This window comes from Pseudomonas sp. 203-8, from assembly GCF_020708595.1.
GTDB classification, from domain to species: domain Bacteria; phylum Pseudomonadota; class Gammaproteobacteria; order Pseudomonadales; family Pseudomonadaceae; genus Pseudomonas; species Pseudomonas aeruginosa.
In genome coordinates, this window is sequence record NZ_JAJFDF010000008.1 from 20403 (window position 1) to 44865 (window position 24463).

Consider the following 24463-nt stretch of genomic DNA (forward strand, 5'->3'; position numbering starts at 1 on the left):
TTCTAATGGGGTGTTGGCGGAACGACGGGAACACGGGGCGTCAGGCGCGCATTCGCGGCCGACAGCTGCAGTACCGGTGCGGATGGGGTATCGAACGGATGTTCATGGCGAGACGCCTCCGGTGGTCCAGTCGGGTCGTGTGCTTCAGGCCTGCTTGACGGCCGGTTGCTGCAGACGGAATTTTTCCTTGCGCTCGATCTGCACCACCTGGCCGTTGTGCACGGTGATCTCGACGGCGCCGAAGCGCAGGCCGCGCAGGGCACTCTGGATTTCACGCAGGATGGTGGCTTCGTCCTGGCCATCCAGGCTTCTGAGGGTTGCGCTCATGGGTCTCTGCTCCTGTGGCTCGAGGTGCCGCGTTGCTCGACGAAGTGGAGGCGGCGTGAGGCGCATAGTAAGCAGTGGGCAATATTCTTAAAAATATTGTTTAAGAATCTTTATAGGTAAAGTGGTTATAAGACGGCGAAGCGGCCCGGCTTCGCCGCCAGGCTCAGTCTTCCGGCAGCGCCACGGGCGGCAGGTCGAAGCGCAGCGCTTCCGCCGGTTGCGGCCGTCCGTACCAGTAGCCTTGGCCGAAGTCGCAGCCATGTTCGCGCAGGAACAGCGCCTGGTCCTGATGCTCGATGCCCTCGGCAACCACCCGCAGCCCCATGCTTTGCGCCAGGGCAACGATCGCCCGGGCGATCGCGGCGTCGTCCACCGCGCCGGGCAGGCCGGCGACGAAGCCCTGGTCGATCTTCAGCTTGTGCACCGGCAGCCGCTTGAGGCGCATCAGCGAGGAATAGCCGGTGCCGAAGTCGTCGATGGCCAGGTTCACGCCGAGGATGCGCAGGCGGCAGAGCAGGTTGAGGGACTGCTCGAAGTCCTCCATCACTGCGCTTTCGGTGACTTCCAGCTCCAGGTAGCGGGGCTCCAGCCCGGACTCTTCCAGGGCGTTGGCGATCCTTTCCTCCAGGCCGCCGCGGTTGAACAGCCGGCTGGAGACGTTGACCGCGACGAACTCCAGTTCGACGCCGCGCTGTTGCCATTCGCGCATCTGCCGGCAGGCCCGCTTGAGCACCCAATTGTCCAGCGCGGCGATCAGCCCGCATTCCTCCGCCACCGGGACGAACTCGCCTGGCGGCACCAGGCCGCGCTCGGGATGCTGCCAGCGCACCAGCGACTCGACGCCGACGATCCGCCCGCTGGCCAGGTCGTGCACCGGCTGGTAGTGGACGCGCAGTTCGTCGTGCTCCAGCGCATGGCGCAGGGCCGATTCCACCTGGACATGGGCGCGGGCCCGGGCGGTCAGCACGCGGGTGTAGAAGGCGTAGGCGTTACGCCCGCTGTCCTTGGCCTGGAACAGCGCGGCGTCGGCATGCTGCATCAGGTGGTCGACGTCGCTGGCGTCTTCCGGGTAGAGGCTGACACCGAGGCTGGCGCTGATATAGATCGGCTGGCAGTGGATGTCGAACGGCGCGTTGAAACCGTCGAGGATGCGCTGTGAGAGTCGCGCGACGGCTTCCGGGTCGTCGTTCTCGACGAGGATGGCGAATTCGTCGCCGCCCAGTCGCGACAGCAGGCAGCGCTCGTCGAGCTGGTGTTGCAGGCGCTTGCTGACCTCCTTGAGGAGCATGTCGCCAGTTGTATGGCCGAGGCTGTCGTTGATGTGCTTGAAGTGGTCGAGGTCGATCAGCAGCAGGGCCCCGGCCACCGTCCGGTCCTTGCCGTTCTCCAGCGCCTGCTCGATGCGCTCGCGCAGCAGCACGCGGTTGGGCAGGCCGGTCAGCGAGTCGTGGTGGGCGAGGAAGTCCAGCTCGTTCTCCGAGCGCTTGATGCTGCTCAGGTCGGAGAACACCCCGACGTAGTGGGTCAGCTGGCCCTGGTCGTTGCGCACCACGCGGATGTGCAGCCACTGCGGGTAGATCTCGCCGCTCTTGCGCCGGTTCCAGATTTCTCCGCTCCAGACGTCCTGCTCGCGCAGGGCCAGCCACAGGCGCTGGTAGAACGCCTGGTCCTGGCGGCCGGAGCGGAGGATCGCCGGGGTCTTGCCGAGCACGTCTTCGGAGCGGTAGCCGGTGATGCGCTCGAAGGAAGGGTTGACGTGCACGATCACCGCCTGGGCATCGGTGACCAGAACGCCCTCGCGGGTGCTGTCGAATACCGCCGCGGCCTGGCGCAGGTGGTCTTCCTTGAGCCGCTGCAGGGTGATGTCGCGGGCCACGCCAGTGTAGTGCAGCGGCTTGCCCAGGGCGTCGCGGAGGACCCGGCCGCGCGAGTGGATCCAGCGGTAGTCGCCGTCCTTGTGGCGCAGGCGGTAGATGTGGTCGAGATTGTCGGTCAGGCCCTGCAGGTGGTTGCGGTGGGCCTCCAGCACGGTGGCGTACTCTTCGGGGTGCAGGCGCTTCTTCCAGGTCTCGATGGGGTCGCCGAGTTCCTCCGGAGCGAGGCCGATCAGCGCGGCGTAGCCCGGCGAGACGAACATCCGGTCGGTCACCAGGTCCCAGTCCCAGAGTCCGTCGCGCACCGCTTCCAGGGCGCGGTTCAGGCGCTGCTCGCTGCCGTGCAGTTCGTCGTAGGCCTGGGCCTTGCGGCGGAACTGGCGTACCAGGTAGAGGTACAGGAGCAGGCCGGTTGCGGCGAAGAAGAACAGCCGCTTGGCGGTCATCCAGAACACCAGTTGGTCGTGGTCCTGGACCTGGTTTTGTAACAAATGATCGCTCAGGAACGCCCAGGCGATGGCGATTGCGAGATAAGCCAGGCTCAGGCGAAGGGCACTCAGGCGGGGGCTCATGGGATTTTCAGTGGGCAATTATTGGCCGGGCAGTATAAATGATGGCCATCCGGCCCTGTTCATATCTAAAAGAACGGATGGTAATCCCCAGCCGCTTGGTGATAATGCCCCCAGGTTTTGTCAGACAAGGCCCTCATCACTCCCAAGTCCCCCCGAGGTTCAGTACCGCCTATGTGGTTCAACGGTTTTCTCGACCTGTCGCCGTGGCAACTGGTGGCAGTTACCCTGGTGCTGACGCATATCACCATCGTCAGCGTGACCGTCTACCTGCATCGCTATTCCGCCCACCGTGCACTCGACCTGCACCCCGCGCTGCAGCACTTCTTCCGTTTCTGGTTGTGGTTGACCACAGGGATGAACACGCGCGAATGGACCGCGATCCACCGTAAGCACCATGCCAAGTGCGAGACCGTCGAGGATCCGCACAGCCCGGTGCACAAGGGCCTGTTCACCGTCCTGCGCGCAGGCGCGGAGCTGTACAAGGCCGAGGCGAAGAACCAGGACACCCTGCGCATCTACGGCAAGAACTGCCCGGACGACTGGATCGAGCGCAATCTCTACTCGCGCTTCCCGATCAGCGGCGTGGTGCTGATGGCGCTCATCGACCTGGCCCTGTTCGGCGCCCTTGGCCTGACCGTCTGGGCCGTGCAGATGGTATGGATTCCGTTCTGGGCCGCCGGCGTGGTCAACGGCCTCGGCCACGCGGTCGGCTATCGCAACTTCGAATGCCGCGACGCCGCCACCAACCTGGTGCCCTGGGGCATCCTCATCGGCGGCGAAGAGCTGCACAACAACCACCACACCTACCCGAACTCGGCCAAGCTGTCGGTGAAGAAGTGGGAATTCGACCTGGGCTGGGCCTGGATCAAGCTGTTCAGCTTCCTGCGCCTGGCCAGGGTCGCCCGGGTCGCGCCGATCGCCCATCGGGTCGAGGGCAAGCACAGCCTGGACATGGACACCGCCATGGCGATCCTCAACAACCGCTTCCAGATCATGGCGCAGTACCGCAAGCTGGTGATCGCGCCGCTGGTCAAGCAGGAAGTGGCCAAGGCCGACGAGTCGGTGCGCCACCTGTTCCGCCGCGCCAAGCGCCTGCTGTCGCGCGAGACCAGCCTGCTGCAGGACCGCCACCACGTGCGCATCGACTCGATGCTCGCCCACAGCCAGGCGCTGAAGGTGATCTACGAGAAGCGCCTGGCGTTGCAGCAGATCTGGGCCAAGACCAGCGCCAACGGCCACGACATGCTGGCGGCGATCAAGGACTGGGTGCATGAGGCGGAAGCCAGCGGTATCCAGTCGCTGAAGGAGTTCGCCGCGCAACTGAAGACCTACTCGCTGCGTCCCGCCTGACGCCCCTGGCGCGCCCTCGCGGGTGCGTCAGCCGCCTCTGCAACGCGCCGGCTCCTGCCGGCGCGTTGCGTTTCGGCGTCGCCAATGCGACGCCCCGCCGATACTTCTCTTCCTCCGCAAGTCGACTTGCCCGATCCGGGATTCAGCCCGGGCGGCGCCCGGCCTATCTTCGGCGTGCCCAGGCGCCACGCCGGGCGTCACGCAGAACAACAAGAAAAGGAGCGCGGGCGATGTTGCTGGATTACCTGATCATGCTGGTCTACGCCCTGGCCATGCTGGGCCTGGGCTGGTACGGAATGCGCAAGGCGAAGAGCCAGAGCGATTTCCTCGTCGCCGGACGCCGCCTCGGCCCCGGCCTCTACCTGGGGACCATGGCCGCGGTGGTGCTCGGCGGCGCGTCGACCATCGGTACGGTCAAGCTCGGCTACCAGTTCGGCCTGTCCGGCTTGTGGTTGGTGTTCATGCTCGGCCTGGGGATCATCGTCCTCAGCCTGGTGTTCTCGCGGCAGATCGCGCGCCTGCGGGTGTTCACCGTGACCCAGGTGCTGGAGCAGCGCTACCAGGCCTCCTCGCGCCTGATCGGCGGGGTGGTCATGGTCGCCTACGACCTGATGGTGGCGGTCACCGCGACCATCGCCATCGGCTCGGTCACCGAGGTGGTATTCGGCATCCCGCGGATCCCGGCGATCCTCTGCGGTGGCGGGATCGTCATCGTCTATTCGGTGATCGGCGGCATGTGGTCCCTTACGCTGACCGACATCATCCAGTTCGTGATCAAGACCGTCGGTATCTTCCTGGTCCTGCTGCCGTTGTCGATCGACGGCGCCGGTGGCCTGGCGCGCATGCAGGAGGTGCTGCCGGCGGGCTTCTTCGACCTCGGCCACATCGGCCTGGATACCATCCTCACCTACTTCCTCCTGTACTTCTTCGGCGCGCTGATCGGCCAGGACATCTGGCAGCGGGTGTTCACCGCGCGCAGCGAGACGGTGGTGCGCTACGCCGGGCTTGGCGCCGGCGTCTACTGCATGCTCTACGGCGCCGCCTGCGCGCTGATCGGCGCGGCGGCGCGGGTCCTCCTGCCGGACCTGGCGGTGCCGGAGAACGCCTACGCCAAGATCACCCGCGAGGTACTGGCGCCGGGCCTGCGCGGCCTGGTGGTGGCGGCCGCGCTGTCGGCGATCATGTCCACCGCCAGCGGGTGTCTGCTGGCGGCGGCCACCGTGCTGCAGGAAGACATCTACGCGCGCTTCCTGCGCCCCGGTACCACCAGCGACATCCGCCTGAGCCGTTGCATCACCCTGCTGATGGGGGGGGCGATGCTGGTCCTGGCGTGCCTGGTCAACGACGTCATCGCGGCCCTGAGCATCGCCTACAACCTGCTGGTCGGCGGCCTGCTGGTGCCGATCGTCGGCGCGCTGCTGTGGCGTCGGGCCAGTCCGCAGGGAGCGATCGCCAGCATCGTCGCCGGTTGCCTGGCGGTGATCGCCTGCATGGCCCGCGACGGCCTGCTCGCCAACTCGCCGATCGTCTACGGCCTGCTGGCCAGCCTGGCGACCTTCGTCGCGGTCAGCCTGGCCACCCGTCCTGCCGCCAGCCTGCGAGCCCAGCCGGAATGAACCCACCGCGCCGGGCGGCGCCCGGCGCTTTCTTCCCGCCACACGGAGACGCCCCATGTCGAACGACCATCCGCAGCCCCTCGACGCCGCCGAGATTCCACGCTTCGCCGGCATCCCGACCTTCATGCGCCTGCCGGCGTTCACCGACCCGGCGGCGCTGCAGGTCGGCCTGATCGGCGTGCCCTGGGATGGCGGCACCACCAACCGCGCCGGTGCCCGCCATGGCCCGCGCGAGGTGCGCAACCTGTCCAGCCTGATGCGCAAGGTGCATCACGTCAGCCGCATCGCGCCCTACGACCTGGTGCGGGTCGGCGACCTCGGTGATGCGCCGGTGAATCCCATCGACCTGCTCGATTCGCTGCGCCGCATCGAAGGCTTCTATCGCCAGGTCCATGCCGCCGGTACCCTGCCGCTGTCGGTCGGTGGCGACCACCTGGTGACCCTGCCGATCTTTCGCGCCCTGGGTCGCGAGCGGCCGCTGGGCATGGTGCATTTCGATGCGCATTCCGATACCAACGACCGCTACTTCGGCGACAACCCCTACACCCACGGCACGCCATTCCGCAGGGCCATCGAGGAAGGTCTGCTCGACCCGCTGCGCACGGTGCAGATCGGCATTCGCGGCTCGGTGTATTCGCCGGACGACGACGCTTTCGCCCGCGAGTGCGGCATCCGCGTGATCCACATGGAAGAGTTCGTCGAACTGGGCGTCGAGGCGACCCTGGCCGAAGCTCGGCGGGTGGTGGGCGACGGGCCGACCTATGTGAGTTTCGACGTCGACGTGCTCGACCCGGCCTTCGCGCCTGGCACCGGCACCCCGGAGATCGGCGGCATGACCAGCCTCCAGGCCCAGCAACTGGTCCGCGGCCTGCGCGGGCTGGACCTGGTCGGCGCCGACGTGGTGGAAGTCTCGCCGCCGTTCGATGTCGGCGGCGCCACGGCGCTGGTGGGGGCGACCATGATGTTCGAACTGCTCTGCCTGCTTGCCGAGTCGGCCGCGCGAAGCGCCTGACGGCGTTCCGCCGGCCTGGCTTTGGCGCTATAACGAAGGCGGACCGAACGCCATGGGGGCGGGAATGCTGGGCAACCTCAACGACATCGACCTGCGCATGCTGCGCACCTTCTGCGCCATCGTCGAGGCCGGCGGCTTCACTGCCGCCCAGGCGCGCCTGAACACCAGCCTGTCGCGCCTGAGCGTGCTGGTGCGCGACTTGGAGGTGCGCCTGGGCTATTCCCTGTGCCGGCGCGGCAACGGCGGTTTCCAGTTGACCGAGGAGGGGCAGGAGCTCTACGACGCCGCGCTCGGCCTGTTCAGCGACATCGCCCGTTTCCGCGAGCAGGTCCGCGGCCTCGGCGGGCGCGATCGCGAGGCGTTGCACCTGGGCTGCGTCGATGGCGTCATCGGCCAGCATTGCCTGCCGTTGCCGCTGGCCATCCGGCTGTTTCGCCAGCGCGCCCCGGAGGTGCTGCTCAAGCTGCACACGCGGCGTCCCGACGAACTCGAGCACGCGGTGCTGGAAGAGCGCCTGCAACTGGCGGTGGGGGCCTTTCACCACCGGTTGTCCGGGCTCTACTACCAACCCCTGTTCCGCGAGGAGCAGAACCTCTATTGCGGCAGCGCGCACCCCTTCTTCGCCCGGGCGGACGACGAGCCGACACTGGACGAGATCTGCGCCGCCGACTATGTCGGCCGCGGCTACATGGCGGAAAACCATCGCCCGCACGACCTGCGCTTCAACCAGGGGACCGACGCCTACACCATGGAGGCCATCGCTACCCTGGTCTTCAGCGGCACCTACATCGGCTACCTGCCGACGCACTATGCCGCCACCTGGGTCGCCGAAGGGCGCATGCGGGCGATCCGGCCACGGCAACTGGCCTACGACTCGGAATTCCATTGCATTACCCGTCAGGGACACGAAGAACGACCGACCCTGACCCTGTTCCTGCGCTCGCTGTTCGAGGCGCAGAAACAACTGGGCGTGCAGGCTCCGGCGAATACGAACGGCATCGCTCGGCAATTGTGATCAAGCGCACTGGCTGGAGCCTTTCCCTGCCGTTCGGCGGGCATTTCTGTATCGCCGCGACCCCTGCGCTAAGTTGGCGGTCGAACCCGTTCCGCGAGCAGAGCGACGATCCATGGACGACCTAACCGGCATTCCCGAAGACCCGCAGGAGGCCGCGCTGGCCTTGCTGCACAGCCGTGCCGAAGTGGCCCGGCTGAAGGAGCGCGAGCAACTCTTCAGCGCCTTGCTGGCCAGCGTCAACTCGGTGCTCTGGGCCTACGACTGGCAGAACCGGCGAATGGTCTACGTCAGTCCCGCCTACGAGAAAATCTTCGGCCGTTCCGCGGCGCTGCTGCTGGCGGACTACGAGGAATGGCGCAACAGCATCTACCCGGACGACCTCGACTACGCCGACAGCAGCCTGCTGCAGGTGCTCGAACGTGGCGCCGTGGAACAACGCGAATACCGCATCGTGCGTGGCGACGGCGAGGTCCGCTGGCTCAACGACAAGTGCTTCGTCAGCCGCCAGGGCGAGGCGGGACTGCCGCTGATGGTGGTGGGCATCGCCGAGGACATCACCGACAAGAAGCACATGGAGAGCGAGCTGCAACGGCTGGCCACCACCGACGTGCTGACCCAGAGCAGCAACCGTCGCTATTTCTTCGACAGTGCCGAGGCGGCCTTCAAGGAGTGTCGCCGCGAGGGGATACCGTTGGCGTTCCTGCTGCTGGACGTCGATGATTTCAAGAAGATCAACGACCGCTTCGGCCACCAGGTCGGCGACCAGGTCCTCCAGCGTATCGCCCAGAGCGGCAGTGCCGCGCTGCGCCGTGGCGACCTGTTCGGGCGGATCGGCGGCGAGGAGTTCGCCGTGCTGCTGCCCGGCTGCGACGAGCAGACCGCGCGACAGATCGGCGAACGCCTGCAGCGCGAGGTGCAACGCCTGCGCTTCCAGGAGGGCGAGCACAGCTTCGGGATCACCGTCAGCCAGGGCCTGACGGTCCTCCAGGCCGATGACGAGGGACTCGGTGCCCTCTACAGCCGGGCCGACGCCGCGATGTACTCGGCCAAGCGCCAGGGCAAGGACTGCATCGTCGTGGGCTGACCGCTGGGCAAACGTTTCCGTTTTGTCGACGGCGCCACGGAATACCTCTTTGGGGAGGCGACCGGCAGGTCGCGGCTGCGGTACAATATTCCTTAAAGCTATTAAATATGAATAATTAATTCTTTTTAGGTTTATTGCGGATATTTTACTGTTTATTACCCACGCGCTATAAAGCGCGGGAAATAACGATTTCTGAAACGTGGCGGTAACTCGCCAGAAAGGAAGCTGTAATAGGCGGTTTTCTGCCGACACCCTTCGGCCCGTCAGCCGGGAGAAGGGCAGGAAGCCCGAGAGGACGCGAAGGCGGAGCCCGATGGAAAGATTGGCTTACAAATTGCCTTCACTGGCGGTGGGTCGAGACACCCGCCGCACAATAACAAGACACGAGTACGCCCATGCACACGCTTCCGTTCGCTGCCTCCCTGCCTGCTTGCCTGCCCCGTCGTTCCATCGTCGCGGGTTGCGCCGTTTCCTGATCCATCGAATGCCGAGTTTCGCGCGCGCCATCTTCCGGGATGGTACGGCGCTCAGTGTTTCAACGACCGGTCGGGCCCACGCGTTCCACTTCCCCCGACCGGAAGACAATTAGCAATACCAATGGGGAAAAGACCAATGAAGAGTCGCAAGATCAACAAGTCACGACTGGCCCTGGCCATCACTGCCGGTACCCTCGGTGCCCTGGCGCAACAGGCGGTCGCCGCCGGTTTCATCGAGGACAGCAAGGCATCGCTGACCCTGCGCAACTTCTACATCAATACCGACAACCGCAATGGCACCGCCTCGCCGAGCAAGCAGGAAGAGTGGGGCCAGGGCTTCATCCTGAATTACCAGTCGGGCTTCACCCAGGGCACCGTCGGCTTCGGCGTCGACGCGCTGGGCCTGCTCGGCGTGCGCCTGGACGGCGGCGGCCGTGCCGGCAAGAGCGGCCTGGACCGCCAGCCGGGCACCGTGTTCCCGCTGGAAAGCAACGGCGAGCCGGTGCACGACTTCGCCAGCCTGGGCCTGACCGCCAAGGCCAAGGTGTCCAACACCGAGTTCCGCTACGGCACCCTGCAGCCGAAGCTGCCGGTGGTCACCTACAACGACGGCCGCCTGCTGCCGGTCACCTTCGAGGGCGGCCAGGTCACCTCGACCGACCTCAAGGACTTCACCCTGGTTGCCGGCCAACTGGAGCACTCCAAGGGCCGTAACTCCACCGACAACCGCAGCCTGAGCATCGCCGGCGCCAACGGCAGCAGCGCCAGTTCGCGCGACAGCAACAAGTTCTACTACGCGGGTGGCGACTACAAGGTCAACAAGGACCTGACCCTGCAGTACTACTACGGCAACCTGGACGACTTCTACAAGCAGCACTTCCTCGGCCTGATCCACAACTGGCAGATTGGCCCGGGCGTCCTGAAGACCGACCTGCGCGCCTTCGACAGCAGCTCCGACGGCAAGAACGGCAGCCGTTCCGGCCGTGCCGACGGCTACGTCAGCAGCGGCTACTACGGCAGCGGCGTGACCAAGGGCGAAGTCGACAACCGCGCCTTCAGCGGCCTCTTCACCTATACCGTCAGCGGCCACAGCATCGGCGCCGGCTACCAGATCCTCAACGGCGACAGTGACTTCCCGTTCCTGAACCGTGGCGATGGCGAAGGTTCTACCGCGTACCTGATCACCGACGTGCAGATCGGCAAGTTCCAGCGTGCCGGCGAGCGCACCTGGCAGGTCCGCTACGGCTACGACTTCGCCACCGTCGGCGTGCCGGGCCTGACCTTCAACACCATTTACCTGAGCGGCGACAAGATCAAGACCGCCCGCGGCGACCAGAGCGAGTGGGAACGCGATATCTCCCTGGCCTACGTGATCCCGGACGGCACCTTCAAGGGCCTGGGCTTCACCTGGAAGAACGCCTCCTTCCGCAGCGGCCTGCCGGCTGCCGGTTCGAGCAACAACCAGCGCGACCAGGACGAGAACCGCCTGATCGTCAGCTACACCCTGCCGCTGCTGTAAGCTCCGGCCGGACAGGAAAAAGCCCGCGTCCTCCTGGAGGACGCGGGCTTTTTTCATTCATGGCGCCACTCGGCGTGCCGGGCCGGCCAGGGCGAACAGCGCCGCGGCTGGCCATCCGCCCTGCGGGATGCCCGTCAGGCCTTGCGCGGCGCCGGTTGCTGCTGGGTGATGCAATGGATGTTGCCGCCGCCGAGGAGGATCTCGCGCCCCGGGACCATCACCACCTCGTGCTCGGGGAACACGCGCTGGAGGATCGCCCTGGCCTCGGCGTCCTTGGGATCGTCGAAGCTCGGCGCGACGATGCCGCCGTTGACGATCAGGAAGTTCACGTAGGAGCCGGCCAGGCGAATGGAGGGATCGCGCGGCTGGCTGCCCTCGACGATATCCACGCCGTCGCACTCTTCCTGGGTCGCGTACAGCGGGCCGGGGATCGGCATCTTGTGTACCACCAGCTTGCGTCCCTTGGCGTCGCGGCTTTCTTCCAGCACGCGGAGGGCGGCCTGGCAGCGCAGGTAGTTCGGGTCGTCCTGGTCGTCGGTCCAGGCCAGCAGCACCTCGCCGGGACGCACGTAGCAGCAGAAGTTGTCGACGTGGCCGTCGGTCTCGTCGTTGTAGAGGCCGTTCGGCAGCCAGATGATGCTCTCCACCGCAAGGTAGTCGCGCAGGGTCCGCTCGATCTCCGCCTGGCTCAGGTGCGGGTTGCGGTTGTGGTTGAGCAGGCATTCCTCGGTGGTGATCAGCGTGCCTTCGCCGTCGACGTGGATCGAGCCGCCCTCGAGGACGAAGTCGTCGGTGCGGTAGCGGGCGCGCCGTTCGATCTCGAGGATCTTGCGTGCCACCTGGTCGTCGCGCTGCCAGGGGAAGTACAGGCCGCCTTCGAAGCCGCCCCAGGCGTTGAAGCCCCAGTCGACGCCGCGTACATCGCCCTTGTCGTCGATGACGAAGGTCGGGCCGGTGTCGCGGACCCAGGCATCGTCGCTGCTGATTTCCACGACGCGGATGTTGCCGTCGTCGAGGCGTGCGCGCGCGTTCTCGTACTGCCCGGCGCTGGCGCAGACGGTGACCGGCTCGAAGCGCGCGATGGCCTTGGCCACCGCGGCGAAGGCCGCCTGGGCCGGCTTGCCGCCGTTGCGCCAGTTGTCCGGGCGTTCCGGCCAGACCATCCAGGTCTGCTCGTGGGGTTCCCATTCGGCGGGCATGCGGAAGCCGTCGGCGCGTGGGGTGCTGGTCGGGTTGCTCATCGCTGCTCCTGAAATCGTTGCTATGCGCGGCGGACGCCGGCGCGGAATGCGCGGGGCGTCCCCGCGCGGATCGTTTCCCGAGGCCTCAGGACTCCAGCGAACCGTCCAGGGTCTTCAGCGGACCGTAGAGGTTCGGCCGGCGGTCGCGGAACACGCCCCAGGCGCTGCGGGTGCGCTCCAGCGCATCGAGGTCGAAGGTGTGGACAAGGATACCTTCCTCGGTGCGGTTCAGCTCCTCGACTTTCTCGCCGAACGGGTCGGCGATGAACGAAGAACCATAGAAGGTGATGTCGTAGCCATCCTGCTCCTCGCGGCCGATGCGGTTGGAAGCCACCAGCGGCATCAGGTTGGCTCCGGCATGGCCTTGCTGCACGCGCTGCCAGTGATCGCGCGAGCTGATGCTGGCGTCGTGCGGTTCGCTACCGATGGCGGTCGGGTAGAACAGGAGTTCCGCGCCGAGCAAGGCCATGCTGCGCGCCGATTCGGGGAACCACTGGTCCCAGCAGATACCGACGCCGATCCGTGCGTAGCGGGTCTGCCAGACCTTGAAGCCGGTGTCGCCCGGATTGAAGTAGTACTTCTCGTGGTAGCCCGGGCCGTCCGGGATGTGGCTCTTGCGGTAGACCCCGAGGTTGCCGCCATCGGCGTCGATGACCGCGATGCTGTTGAAGCGGGCGCGCCCGGCGCGTTCGAAGAAGCTGATCGGCAATACCACCTGCAACTCCCGGGCGAGGGCCTGGAAGTGGGCGATGGCGGCGTTCTCCTCGACCGTGGTGGCCAGCTGCAGGTAGTCCGGGTTCGGCTTCTGGCAGAAGTAGGGGGTCTCGAACAGTTCCTGGATCAGGATGATCTGCGCACCCCTGGCGGCGGCCTGGCGCACCAGTTTCTCGGCGCGGGCGATGTTCGCCGGACGATCCCAGGAGCAGGCCATCTGGGTGGCGGCGACGGTGACGTTGCGGGTCATGGAGCACCTCGTGTGCTGGCTCGGATGGCTGCCGGGCTTGGCGGCGGCCGGTTGTGGGTCGGGCGGGCGGGAACGGGGTGTCGCGCCCGATCGAGTGATGGGCGGATTTATATCCGATAAAAATCGGACTGTGAAGCGGTTTAAGAGAGTGTTATGGATTTTCTATCGATTTAAATCGGATATAAATCCGGATAATGGTTCGCTACGCTTTTCCAGGATCGGCGGCAGGTAGAGCCCCAGGTAGGCGTCGAACACCCGCATGCCTTCTTCCGCCAGGCGTGCGTCGATGATCCCGTGACGCTGGACCGACAATGCGTAGACGCGATCGCCTAGCTCCATGGCCAGGCTGAAGATCTCGATATCGGTCGGCAGCGGTGGCAGCAGGAAATGCCGCTCGAACAGGGCGCGCATGGCCTGGCCGAGTTGCACGTCATGCTGGCGATCGGCCTGGGTGACTTCGGCCAGGCCGTGGCTGGCGAGAATCAGTTGGCGGGCCGCCGCGTCGCGGGCGTAGACCGCCAGCATGCGCTCCTCGACGATCCGCGACAGGTCGCGCCAGCAGCGCAGGCCTGCATGGTCCACCGGCTGTTCGAGGCACGCGCGGAAGGCGGCGTGGACCTCGCCGGTCAACCCCTGGAGCAGGGCCGGCACGCTGGGGAAGAAGTGGTAGACCGACGATGGCGGCATTTCCGCGCGTTCGGCCACGCTATAGATGGTCAGGCCGCCGATGCCTTCGTCGGCGAGCAGGCCGCGGGCGGCGTCGAGGATCGCGGCGATCCGGGCCTGGCTGCTGGCGCGGGGCTTGCGGGTGGACGAGGTGGGCTGCATGGCGGGTCTCCGGGCGTGAGCGGCTATTGGACGCCAGCTCACGCGACCGGGGCAAGCCGCTCAGTGGCTGGCGCCGCGGAAGGCCTTCCAGATCTCGTCGACCACCGGCCGGAGTTTTTCCGGCGGCGTTTCCAGGGCGAACAGGCGGCGGCTGGTGTCGCGGTCCGGATACAGGCCCGGTTGCTGGCGCAGGGCGGGATCGAGGAAGCCGGCGGCGTCGGCGTTGCCGCTGGGGTAGAGGGTGGCGGCGGTGATCTGTGCGGCGATCTTCGGTTGCATCAGGTAGTCGATGAAACGGTGCGCCTCGCGTGGATGCTGGGCGCCGGCCGGGATCACCAGGTTGTCGATGAACAGCACCGAGCCTTCCTGCGGTACCTCGAAACTTACCGGCTGGCCCGCCTTGGCCGCGCGCAGGGCGTCGCCGACCCAGGCCATGGCCAGGCAGAGGCGACCGCCTTCGAGGTCGGCGATGTAGCGCTCGCTGTCGACGTAGCGCAGGTTCGGTCGCAGTCCGTGCAGCGCCTCGGCGGCGCGGCGTACCTGGCTCGGCGCAGTACGACCGAGGTTGCGGCCCTGGTAGTTGAGGAGGATCGCCAGGGTTTCGTCCGGCGCGTCCAGCAGGCTGATGCCGCAGCTTTTCAGGCGCTGGCTCTGGCTGGCGTCGAACAGCAGGCTCCAGCTGTTGGGCAGCGGCCCGCCATAGGCGGCTTCGGCCTGCGGGGTATTGATGGCCAGGCCTACGGCACCCCATAGATAGGGGACGGCGTGGCGATTGTCAGGATCGACCGCGGCCAGTTTGCTCAGCAATTGACGGTCGAGATGGCTGCGGTTGGGCAGCTGGGTGAAGTCCAGCGGCCGCAGCAGGTTGTCCTTCAGCAGGGCCGGCAGGGTGTCGTGGGAGGGGACGGCGACGTCGATCGCCTCGCCACTGCGCAGCGCCTTGTCCAGTTCCTCGGCGGTGGCGAAGGTGTGGTACTCGACGCGGATGCCGGTGTCCTTCTGGAACGACTCGAGCACCTGCGGGTCGATGTAGTCGTTCCAGTTGTAGACGCGCAGGGTCTCCTCGGCCTGGGCCAGCCAGGGTGCGAGGGCGAGGAACAGCAGGGCGGAAAGGCGGGGCATGGAATCTTCTCGCTGGACGGAACGGAGCGGACGATGGTGCCGGAGCCAGGCGGCAGAGGCATTGATGCAGGCCAGCATCGAGTCTGGCGGGAGGCGTGGCGGCAGGCTGTGCCGTGGCGCACATTTCCCGGTTCCGAGAAAAGGACCGGGGCGGTTTCCCAGACACAGACGCCCCCGCGTTGAGTGTCTGCGAAACCGCCCCGGATTTCGCTGCGTACGGCGCCGGCCCAGGACCGGCGCGCCGATACCGCTACCTCAGACGGTATGCAGGTACCAGTTGTACTCGAGGTCGGAGATCGAGTGCTCGAACTCCTCCAGCTCGCTTTCCTTGCAGGCGACGAAGATGTCGATGTACTTCGGGTCGATGTACTTCGCCATGATCTCGCTTTCGTCCAGCTCGCGCAGGGCGTCGCGCAGGTTGTTCGGCAGGCTCGGCTCCATCTGCTCGTAGGAGTTGCCTTCGATCGGCGCGCCCGGCTCGACCTTGTTGGTCAGCCCGTGATGAACGCCTGCCAGCACCGCTGCCAGTAGCAGGTAGGGGTTGGCGTCGGCACCGGCCACCCGATGTTCCAGGCGTACCGCGTCCGGGCTGCCGGTGGGCACGCGCAGGGCCACGGTGCGGTTGTCCAGGCCCCAGCTCGGCGCGTTCGGCACGTAGAACTGCGAACCGAAGCGGCGGTAGGAGTTGACGTTCGGGCAGAGGAAGGCCATGGAGGCCGGCAGGGTCTCGAGCACACCGCCGATCGCATGGCGCAATGCGGCGTTCTGCTCGGGATCCTCGCTGGTGAAGATGTTGTTGCCATGCTTGTCGAGCAGCGAGATATGCACGTGCAGTCCGTTCCCGGCCTGGCCCGGATAGGGCTTGGCCATGAAGGTGGTGTCCATCTCGTGGTCGTAGGCGATGTTCTTGACCAGGCGCTTGAGCAGCACCGCGTGGTCGCAGGCCTTGAGGGCGTCGTTGACGTGGTTGAGGTTGACCTCGAACTGCGCCGGTGCGGATTCGGCGACGATGGCGTCGGCCGGGATGCCCTGGGCGCGGGCGCCGTCGATGATGTCCTGGAGGCACTCGACGTATTCGTCGAGGTCGTCGATGGAGTACACCTGCACCGACTGCGGACGTTTGCCGGAGATCGGCGAGCGCGGCGGTTGCGGCCGGCCGTTCACGTTCTCCTGGTCGATCAGGTAGAACTCCAGCTCGAAGGCGGCGACGATGGTCAGTTCCATCTCGGTGAACCTGGCCACCACCTGGCGCAGGACTTCGCGGGGGTCGGCGAAGAACGGCTCGCCTTCCAGTTCGTGCATGGTCATCAGCAGTTGCGCGGTCGGTCGCTTCTGCCAGGGTTCCATGGAGAGGGTGCCGGGGATCGGGTAGCAGATCCGGTCGGCGTCGCCGATGTCGAGACCCAGGCCGGTACTCTCTACGGTGGAGCCGGTGATATCGAGGGCGAACAGGGAAGCGGGAAGGTTGATACCTTTTTCGAAGACTTTGTTCAGACTGTTGCGTTCGATCCGCTTGCCGCGAACCACGCCATTCATGTCTGCAATAAGGAGGTCGACGAACTGGACCTCGGGATGTTCCTTGAGGAACTCGCTCGGTTCAGTGAGCTGAACGGCACGCTGGGGTACCGACATGATGCAACACCTTTTTTGTTAAAAATTTCAATCATGCGGGGGGTAGGCTATGAGTCAATCCGAAAGCCTGTGGGATGTCAATAGCCGCCAAAAACGCCCTCTTGTGGGGCGTTGAGGCCGTTTTCAGGGCATTTTCGCCGGACGAAAAGCCGAAAAAAACCTCGCGTCGAAGGGTGTTCAGGAGTGCGTGTTCAATTTTTTACAGGCCTATTGTGTAAAAAAATGAACAACGCTAAGCTCGGCCAAACCCCATAACATCTACAAACAACGGGTGTCTCATGTCTCGCCTGCCGTTAATCGGCGTCACCGCCTGCACCAAGCAGATCGGTCTTCATCCCTACCACATTGCCGGCGACAAATATCTGCGTGCCGTCGTCAACGGCGCTGGCGGTCTCCCGCTGATCATTCCTGCGCTGGGCGAGTCGATCGACCAGGCAGCCCTGCGGGACAGCGTCGACGGCTTGCTCTTCACTGGCTCGCCGTCGAACGTCGAGCCCCGTCATTATAGTGGACCGGCGAGCGAGCCCGGCACCCTCCACGACTCCGACCGCGACGCCACCACGTTGCCGCTGGTCCGCGCCGCCATCGACGCCGGCATTCCGGTCCTCGGCATCTGCCGCGGTTTCCAGGAAATGAACGTGGCTTTCGGCGGCAGCCTGCACCAGAAGGTGCACGAGGTCGGAACCTTCATGGACCACCGCGAGCCGGCCGACCAGCCGCTCGAGGTTCAGTACGCGCCGCGCCATGCCATGCATGTGCAGCCGGGCGGAGTGCTCGCCGGTATCGGCTTGCCGAGCGAGTTCCAGGTCAATTCCATCCATGGCCAGGGCGTTGATCGTCTGGCGCCGGGCCTTCGAGTAGAAGCACTGGCGCCTGACGGGTTGGTCGAAGCCATCTCCGTAGAAGGTGCAAAAGCCTTCGCTCTTGGTGTGCAATGGCACCCGGAGTGGCAGGTTCTGACGAACCCCAACTATCTCGCTATCTTCCAGGCTTTCGGTAAGGCCTGCAGCAAGAGGGCGGGGCAACGTTGAGTCCGGCTGTTGGGGCCGGACTCTCAACCCTGAGGTCTTTATGACTACCAAGTTAGACCAGCTGACCAGCTGGCTGAAGGAACGCAAGATCACCGAAGTGGAATGCCTGATTTCCGATCTGACAGGCATCGCCCGCGGCAAGATCTCGCCGACCAACAAATTCATCGCGGAAAAGGGCATGCGCCTGCCGGAGAGCGTTCTGCTGCAGACCGTCACCGGCGACTACGTGGAAGACGACATTTACTACGACCTGCTCGACCCGGCCGACATCGATATGGTCTGCCGCCCGGACGAGAATGCCGTGTTCCTCGTCCCCTGGGCCATCGAGCCCACCGCGATGGTGATCCACGACACCTTCGACAAGCTCGGCAATCCCATCGAGCTGTCGCCGCGCAACATCCTCAAGCGCGTGTTGAAGATGTATGCCGACAAGGGCTGGCGGCCGATCGTGGCGCCAGAGATGGAGTTCTACCTGACCAAGCGCAGCGACGACCCCGACTATCCGTTGCAGGCCCCGGTGGGCCGCTCCGGACGCCAGGAAACCGGGCGTCAGTCGTTCTCCATCGACGCCGCCAACGAGTTCGACCCGCTGTTCGAGGACATGTACGACTGGTGCGAGGCCCAGGGCCTTGACCTGGATACGCTGATCCACGAGGAAGGCACCGCGCAGATGGAGATCAACTTCCGTCATGGCGACGCCCTCGACCTGGCCGACCAGATCCTGGTGTTCAAGCGCACCATGCGCGAGGCCGCGCTCAAGCACAACGTCGCCGCGACCTTCATGGCCAAGCCGATGACCGGCGAGCCGGGCAGCGCGATGCACCTGCACCAGAGCATCGTCGACGTGAAGACCGGCAAGAACATCTTCTCCAATGCCGACGGCACCATGAGCGAGCTGTTCCTGCACCATATCGGCGGCCTGCAGAAGTTCATCCCGGAAGTGCTGCCGCTGTTCGCGCCCAACGTGAACTCGTTCCGCCGCTTCCTGCCCGATACCTCGGCGCCGGTGAACGTCGAGTGGGGCGAAGAGAACCGTACCGTCGGCCTGCGCGTGCCGGACTCCAGCCCGGAGAACCGCCGGGTCGAGAACCGTCTCGCCGGCGCCGACGCCAACCCTTACCTGGCGCTGGCTGCCAGCCTGCTGTGCGGCTACATCGGCATGGTCGAAGGCATCAAGCCGAGCGCCCAGGTCAAAGGTCGCGGCTATGAACGCCGCAACCTGCGCCTGCCGCTGACGATCGAAGCGGCGCTGGAGCGCATGGAGAACTGCAAGCCCCTCGAGCAGTATCTCGGCAGCAAGTTCATCAGCGGCTACGTCGCGGTGAAGCGTGCGGAGCACGAGAATTTCAAGCGGGTAATCAGCTCCTGGGAGCGGGAATTCCTCCTGCTTTCCGTTTGATCCTGACCGGGGGCGGCCGGCGTGGTCCGCCGCTCCCGGACAGTCTTGAATAGAAGAGGTGTGACATGAACAGCCAAATCACCAACGCCAAGACCCGTGAGTGGCAGGCGTTGAGCCGCGACCACCATCTGCCGCCGTTCACCGACTACAAGCAGTTGAACGAGAAGGGCGCGCGGATCATCACCAAGGCCGAAGGCGTCTATATCTGGGACAGCGAGGGCAACAAGATCCTCGATGCGATGGCCGGCCTCTGGTGCGTCAACGTCGGCTACGGCCGCGAGGAGCTGGTCCAGGCCGCCACCCGGCAGATGCGCGAGTTGCCGTTCTACAACCTGTTCTTCCAGACCGCCCACCCGCCGGTGGTCGAGCTGGCCAAGGCGATCGCCGACGTCGCTCCGGAAGGCATGAACCACGTGTTCTTCACCGGCTCCGGCTCCGAGGCCAACGACACCGTGCTGCGTATGGTCCGCCACTATTGGGCGACCAAGGGCCAGCCGCAGAAGAAAGTGGTGATCGGCCGCTGGAACGGCTACCACGGCTCCACCGTCGCCGGCGTCAGCCTGGGCGGCATGAAGGCGTTGCATGAGCAGGGTGATTTCCCCATCCCGGGCATCGTCCACATCGCCCAGCCCTACTGGTACGGCGAGGGCGGCGACATGTCGCCGGACGAGTTCGGCGTCTGGGCCGCCGAGCAGCTGGAGAAGAAGATTCTCGAAGTGGGCGAGGAAAACGTCGCCGCCTTCATCGCCGAGCCGATCCAGGGCGCCGGCGGCGTGATCGTCCCGCCGGACACCTACTGGCCGAAGATCCGCGAGATCCTCGCCAAGTACGACATCCTGTTCATCGCCGACGAAGTGATCTGCGGCTTCGGCCGTACCGGCGAGTGGTTCGGCAGCCAGTACTACGGCAACGCCCCGGACCTGATGCCGATCGCCAAGGGCCTCACCTCCGGCTACATCCCCATGGGCGGGGTGGTGGTGCGCGACGAGATCGTCGAAGTGCTCAACCAGGGCGGCGAGTTCTACCACGGCTTCACCTATTCCGGTCACCCGGTGGCGGCCGCCGTGGCCCTGGAGAACATCCGCATCCTGCGCGAAGAGAAGATCATCGAGAAGGTGAAGGCGGAAACGGCACCGTATTTGCAGAAACGCTGGCAGGAGCTGGCCGACCACCCGTTGGTGGGCGAAGCGCGCGGGGTCGGCATGGTCGCCGCCCTGGAGCTGGTCAAGAACAAGAAGACCCGCGAGCGTTTCACCGACAAGGGCGTCGGGATGCTGTGCCGGGAACATTGTTTCCGCAACGGTTTGATCATGCGCGCGGTGGGCGACACTATGATTATCTCGCCGCCGCTGGTGATCGATCCGTCGCAGATCGATGAGTTGATCACCCTGGCGCGCAAGTGCCTCGATCAGACCGCCGCCGCCGTCCTGGCTTGAGTCCCTGAGCGGACTTTTGCCAGACTGCGCCAGTGCGTTGGCCAGGCTCACCGGGTGGTGACGCGATCGGTTGCGCCACCGCCCGGATACTTCAACAAAAATGGAGCTACCCCGCATGATGAAACGTTTCGGTAAGACCCTGCTCGCCCTGACCTTGGCGGGCTCTGTGGCCGGTATGGCGCAGGCTGCGGACAACAAGGTGCTGCACGTGTACAACTGGTCCGACTACATCGCGCCGGACACCCTGGAGAAGTTCACCAAGGAAACCGGGATCAAGGTCGTCTACGACGTCTACGACAGCAACGAAGTGCTGGAAGCCAAGTTGCTGGCGGGCAAGTCCGGGTACGACGTGGTGGTGCCGTCCAACTCCTTCCTCGCCAAGCAGATCAAGGCCGGGGTCTACCAGAAACTCGACAAGTCCAAGCTGCCGAACTGGAAGAACCTGAACAAGGACCTGATGCACACCCTGGAAGTCAGCGACCCGGGCAACGAGCATGCGATTCCCTACATGTGGGGCACCATCGGCATCGGCTACAACCCGGACAAGGTCAAGGCGGCCTTCGGCGACAACGCGCCGGTGGATTCCTGGGACCTGGTATTCAAGCCGGAGAACATCCAGAAGCTGAAGCAGTGCGGCGTCAGCTTCCTCGACTCGCCGACCGAGATCCTCCCGGCGGCCCTGCATTATCTCGGCTACAAGCCGGACACCGACAATCCCAAGGAACTCAAGGCGGCCGAAGAGCTGTTCCTGAAGATCCGTCCCTACGTCACCTACTTCCACTCGTCGAAGTACATTTCCGACCTGGCCAACGGCAACATCTGCGTCGCCATCGGCTACTCCGGCGACATCTACCAGGCCAAGTCCCGCGCCGAAGAGGCGAAGAACAAGGTCACCGTCAAGTACAACATTCCCAAGGAAGGCGCCGGCAGCTTCTTCGACATGGTCGCCATTCCGAAGGACGCCGAGAACACCGAGGGCGCCCTGGCCTTCGTCAACTTCCTGATGAAGCCGGAAATCATGGCCGAGATCACCGACGTGGTTCAGTTCCCCAACGGCAACGCGGCGGCCACCCCGCTGGTGTCCGAGGCGATCCGCAACGACCCGGGCATCTACCCGAGCGAAGAGGTCATGAAGAAGCTGTATACCTTCCCCGACCTGCCGGCCAAGACCCAGCGGGCGATGACCCGCAGCTGGACCAAGATCAAGTCCGGCAAGTGATCCGCGAGGAGCCCGGCGGCGCCTGAAGCCGCCGGCGCTCCGGCACGAGAGAACCGGAACGCGGCCGGGTTTCCTCCGGCCACGCTCCCCTGCGAAGAGGTTCGACTCTTTTGCCCGTTCGTCCAGACGCTTCCTCCTGGGGGCCCGACGACCGGACGCAGTATCGACGACGAAGACGCTGCCATGGGCGCTGCGCCAATCTGCCGCGCCGGGGCCGGTCGTGTCGCTCGCACCGGGGCCGAGGGCCCGGAAAACCTGAAACCAACACGCCGGTAGGGAACCCAGCTCACTCATGTTTCCCGGCGGAATCGTCGGGTTGTCATGAAACCCGAGTGATCTGGGCTTACATCGGCACTTGAAGAACACGGGTCGAACAGGCAGGGTGCTGCCGTGAAAAGGCCCGGAACAGGAGTCGGACATGCAACATTCCATTGGCAAGACACTGCTGGTAGCCGCTCTGGCTACGGCGATCGCGGGCCCCGTGCAGGCGGAGAAGAAGAGCCTGCACATCTATAACTGGACCGATTACATCGCTCCCACCACCCTCAAGGACTTCACCAAGGAGAGCGGGATCGACGTCAGCTACGACGTCTTCGACTCCAACGAGACCCTCGAGGGCAAGCTGGTCTCCGGCCACTCCGGCTATGACATCGTGGTGCCGTCGAACAACTTCCTCGGCAAGCAGATCCAGGCCGGTGCCTTCCAGAAGCTGGACAAGAGCAAGCTGCCGAACTGGAAGAACCTCGATCCGGCGCTGCTCAAGCAACTGGAGGTCAGCGACCCGGGCAACCAGTACGCGGTTCCCTACCTGTGGGGCACCAACGGCATCGGTTACAACGTGGCCAAGGTCAAGGAAGTCCTCGGTGACCAGCCGATCGACTCCTGGGCCATCCTCTTCGAGCCGGAGAACATGAAGAAGCTCGCCAAGTGCGGCGTGGCCTTCATGGACAGCGGTGACGAGATGCTGCCCGCCGCCCTCAACTACCTGGGGCTGGATCCCAACACCCACGACCCGAAGGACTACAAGAAGGCCGAGGAAGTCCTGACCAAGGTTCGCCCCTACGTCAGCTACTTCCACTCCTCCAAGTACATCTCCGACCTGGCCAACGGCAACATCTGCGTCGCCTTCGGCTATTCCGGGGACGTCTTCCAGGCCGCTGCCCGCGCCGAAGAGGCCGGCAAGGGCATCGACATCCAGTACGTGATTCCCAAGGAAGGCGCCAACCTGTGGTTCGACCTGATGGCGATTCCCGCCGATGCCAAGGCCGCCGATAACGCCTACGCGTTCATCGACTACCTGCTGCGTCCGGAGGTGATCGCCAAGGTCAGCGACTACGTCGGCTACGCCAACGCGATACCGGGGGCCCGCCCGCTGATGGACAAGAGCGTCAGCGACAGCGAGGAGGTGTATCCGCCGCAGGCCGTGCTCGACAAGCTCTACGTTTCCGCCGTGTTGCCGGCCAAGGTGCTGCGCCTGCAGACCCGTACCTGGACCCGGATCAAGACCGGCAAATAAGTTCAAATTCCGCCCGGTAGCGTGACCGGGCTCAACGACTTGGGAGTTGTGGTAATGGCGATAGCCTCCGGTGCCTACAAGAAAGCCCTAGAGGGCAACCAGCAGCCGAAAGAGGTGCTGGTAAAGATCGACCGGGTAACCAAGCAGTTCGACGAGACGCTGGCGGTGGACACCGTGTCCCTGACCATCAACAAGGGCGAGATCTTCGCCCTGCTCGGCGGCTCCGGTTCGGGTAAATCCACCCTGTTGCGCATGCTCGCCGGTTTCGAGCGGCCCACCGAGGGGCGGATCTTCCTCGATGGCCAGGACATCACCGACCTGCCGCCCTACGAGCGGCCGATCAATATGATGTTCCAGTCCTATGCGCTGTTCCCGCACATGAGCGTGGCGCAGAACATCGCCTTCGGCCTCAAGCAGGACGGCCTGCCCAAGGCCGAGATCGACGAGCGCGTGGCCGAGATGCTCAAGCTGGTGCACATGACCCAGTACGCCAAGCGCAAGCCGCACCAGCTCTCCGGCGGCCAGCGCCAGCGGGTGGCCCTGGCCCGTTCGCTGGCCAAGCGGCCGAAGCTGCTGCTACTCGACGAGCCGATGGGCGCGCTGGACAAGAAGCTGCGCTCGCAGATGCAACTGGAACTGGTGGAGATCATCGAGCGCGTCGGCGTGACCTGCGTGATGGTGACCCACGACCAGGAAGAGGCCATGACCATGGCCCAGCGCATCGCCATCATGCACCTGGGCTGCATCGAGCAGATCGGCAGCCCGATGGACATCTACGAGACCCCGGCGAGCCGCCTGGTCTGCGAGTTCATCGGCAACGTCAACCTGTTCGACGGCGTGCTGGTGGAGGACGTGCAGGACCATGCGGTGATCGCCTGCCCGCAGCTGGAGAACCCGATCTACATCGGCCACGGCATCAGCACCCGCGCCGAGGACAAGCGCATCACCTACGCGCTGCGGCCGGAGAAAGTGATGATCAGCGCGCAGAAGCCGGACAACCTGGAACACGCCGGGCACAACTGGGCCCAGGGCACCGTCTACGACATCGCCTACCTTGGCGGCCACTCGGTGTACTACATCAAGCTGGCCTCCGGGATGATCGTCCAGGCCTTCATGGCCAACGCCGAGCGCCACGTCGCCCGGCCGACCTGGGACCAGTCGGTGTACATCAGCTGGTACGACGACAGCGGCGTGGTACTGCAGTCATGAAATTCGCCAACAGCCTGAAAA

At 65.1% G+C, this 24463-nt stretch carries 19 protein-coding genes; 12 read left to right on the top strand and 7 right to left on the bottom strand.

Annotated features, from left to right (window positions below; genetic code table 11):
• Positions 1–144: 144 nt before the first annotated feature.
• Together oscA and LJF27_RS19030 are read right to left on the bottom strand one after the other, a co-directional pair.
• Positions 145–327, bottom strand: a complete 183-nt coding sequence (gene oscA / locus LJF27_RS19025; protein WP_003084246.1) for a sulfur starvation response protein OscA — start codon at positions 325–327, stop codon at positions 145–147.
• Positions 328–490: 163 nt separating this feature from the next.
• On the bottom strand, positions 491–2773 hold the full coding sequence (locus tag LJF27_RS19030; RefSeq protein WP_023117233.1) for a putative bifunctional diguanylate cyclase/phosphodiesterase: 2283 nt from the start codon (positions 2771–2773) through the stop codon (positions 491–493).
• A 171-nt stretch (positions 2774–2944) separates the two neighbouring features.
• On the opposite strand from LJF27_RS19030, the gene desA reads away from it, so the two are divergent.
• The 6 genes from desA (at position 2945) to LJF27_RS19060 (ending at position 10845) form a co-directional block, all read left to right on the top strand.
• Positions 2945–4123, top strand: coding sequence for a delta-9 fatty acid desaturase DesA (gene desA / locus LJF27_RS19035; protein ID WP_023117232.1), 1179 nt, complete (start codon positions 2945–2947; stop codon positions 4121–4123).
• Between the two features lie 230 nt (positions 4124–4353).
• Positions 4354–5739 carry a sodium:solute symporter gene (locus LJF27_RS19040; protein WP_023117231.1) on the top strand — a complete coding sequence of 462 codons (1386 nt, stop codon included), beginning with the start codon at positions 4354–4356 and terminating at the stop codon, positions 5737–5739.
• Between the two features lie 55 nt (positions 5740–5794).
• Positions 5795–6751 (top strand): agmatinase, encoded by a 957-nt coding sequence (gene speB / locus LJF27_RS19045; RefSeq protein WP_003104498.1) that lies wholly within the window; start codon positions 5795–5797, stop codon positions 6749–6751.
• 52 nt (positions 6752–6803) lie between these two features.
• Positions 6804–7766 carry a LysR family transcriptional regulator gene (locus LJF27_RS19050; RefSeq protein WP_003118724.1) on the top strand — a complete coding sequence of 321 codons (963 nt, stop codon included), beginning with the start codon at positions 6804–6806 and terminating at the stop codon, positions 7764–7766.
• 112 nt (positions 7767–7878) lie between these two features.
• Positions 7879–8850 (top strand): GGDEF domain-containing protein, encoded by a 972-nt coding sequence (locus LJF27_RS19055; protein WP_003104500.1) that lies wholly within the window; start codon positions 7879–7881, stop codon positions 8848–8850.
• A gap of 612 nt (positions 8851–9462) precedes the next feature.
• Complete coding sequence (locus LJF27_RS19060; protein ID WP_003084265.1) at positions 9463–10845, top strand: OprD family porin; 1383 nt, start codon at positions 9463–9465, stop codon at positions 10843–10845.
• 134 nt (positions 10846–10979) lie between these two features.
• On the opposite strand, the gene aguA is transcribed toward LJF27_RS19060, so the two are convergent.
• The 5 genes from aguA to LJF27_RS19085 form a co-directional block, all read right to left on the bottom strand.
• On the bottom strand, positions 10980–12086 hold the full coding sequence (gene aguA / locus LJF27_RS19065) for an agmatine deiminase (protein ID WP_003144947.1): 1107 nt from the start codon (positions 12084–12086) through the stop codon (positions 10980–10982).
• 85 nt (positions 12087–12171) lie between these two features.
• Positions 12172–13050 (bottom strand): N-carbamoylputrescine amidase, encoded by an 879-nt coding sequence (gene aguB, locus LJF27_RS19070; protein ID WP_003111119.1) that lies wholly within the window; start codon positions 13048–13050, stop codon positions 12172–12174.
• Between the two features lie 162 nt (positions 13051–13212).
• Entirely contained in the window at positions 13213–13878 is a 666-nt protein-coding gene (locus LJF27_RS19075; RefSeq protein WP_003107783.1) for a TetR/AcrR family transcriptional regulator, read from the bottom strand.
• 60 nt (positions 13879–13938) lie between these two features.
• Entirely contained in the window at positions 13939–15000 is a 1062-nt protein-coding gene (locus tag LJF27_RS19080; protein WP_003107781.1) for a polyamine ABC transporter substrate-binding protein, read from the bottom strand.
• Positions 15001–15255: 255 nt separating this feature from the next.
• Complete coding sequence (locus LJF27_RS19085) at positions 15256–16632, bottom strand: glutamine synthetase family protein (protein WP_003112937.1); 1377 nt, start codon at positions 16630–16632, stop codon at positions 15256–15258.
• A gap of 278 nt (positions 16633–16910) precedes the next feature.
• On the opposite strand from LJF27_RS19085, the gene LJF27_RS19090 reads away from it, so the two are divergent.
• The 6 genes from LJF27_RS19090 (at position 16911) to potA (ending at position 24442) form a co-directional block, all read left to right on the top strand.
• Positions 16911–17663, top strand: coding sequence for a gamma-glutamyl-gamma-aminobutyrate hydrolase family protein (locus LJF27_RS19090; RefSeq protein ID WP_023117230.1), 753 nt, complete (start codon positions 16911–16913; stop codon positions 17661–17663).
• Between the two features lie 40 nt (positions 17664–17703).
• Complete coding sequence (locus tag LJF27_RS19095) at positions 17704–19062, top strand: glutamine synthetase family protein (RefSeq protein WP_003084290.1); 1359 nt, start codon at positions 17704–17706, stop codon at positions 19060–19062.
• A 65-nt stretch (positions 19063–19127) separates the two neighbouring features.
• The gene (spuC, locus tag LJF27_RS19100; RefSeq protein ID WP_003084297.1) at positions 19128–20498 is read left to right on the top strand and encodes a putrescine--pyruvate aminotransferase; all 1371 of its coding nucleotides are present in this window, start codon (positions 19128–19130) and stop codon (positions 20496–20498) included.
• A 115-nt stretch (positions 20499–20613) separates the two neighbouring features.
• Entirely contained in the window at positions 20614–21717 is a 1104-nt protein-coding gene (gene spuD, locus LJF27_RS19105; RefSeq protein WP_003084299.1) for a putrescine-binding protein SpuD, read from the top strand.
• A gap of 418 nt (positions 21718–22135) precedes the next feature.
• Positions 22136–23233, top strand: coding sequence for a spermidine-binding protein SpuE (gene spuE, locus LJF27_RS19110; RefSeq protein WP_003084301.1), 1098 nt, complete (start codon positions 22136–22138; stop codon positions 23231–23233).
• A 54-nt stretch (positions 23234–23287) separates the two neighbouring features.
• Positions 23288–24442, top strand: a complete 1155-nt coding sequence (gene potA, locus LJF27_RS19115) for a polyamine ABC transporter ATP-binding protein (RefSeq protein ID WP_003084303.1) — start codon at positions 23288–23290, stop codon at positions 24440–24442.
• Positions 24443–24463: the final 21 nt, after the last annotated feature.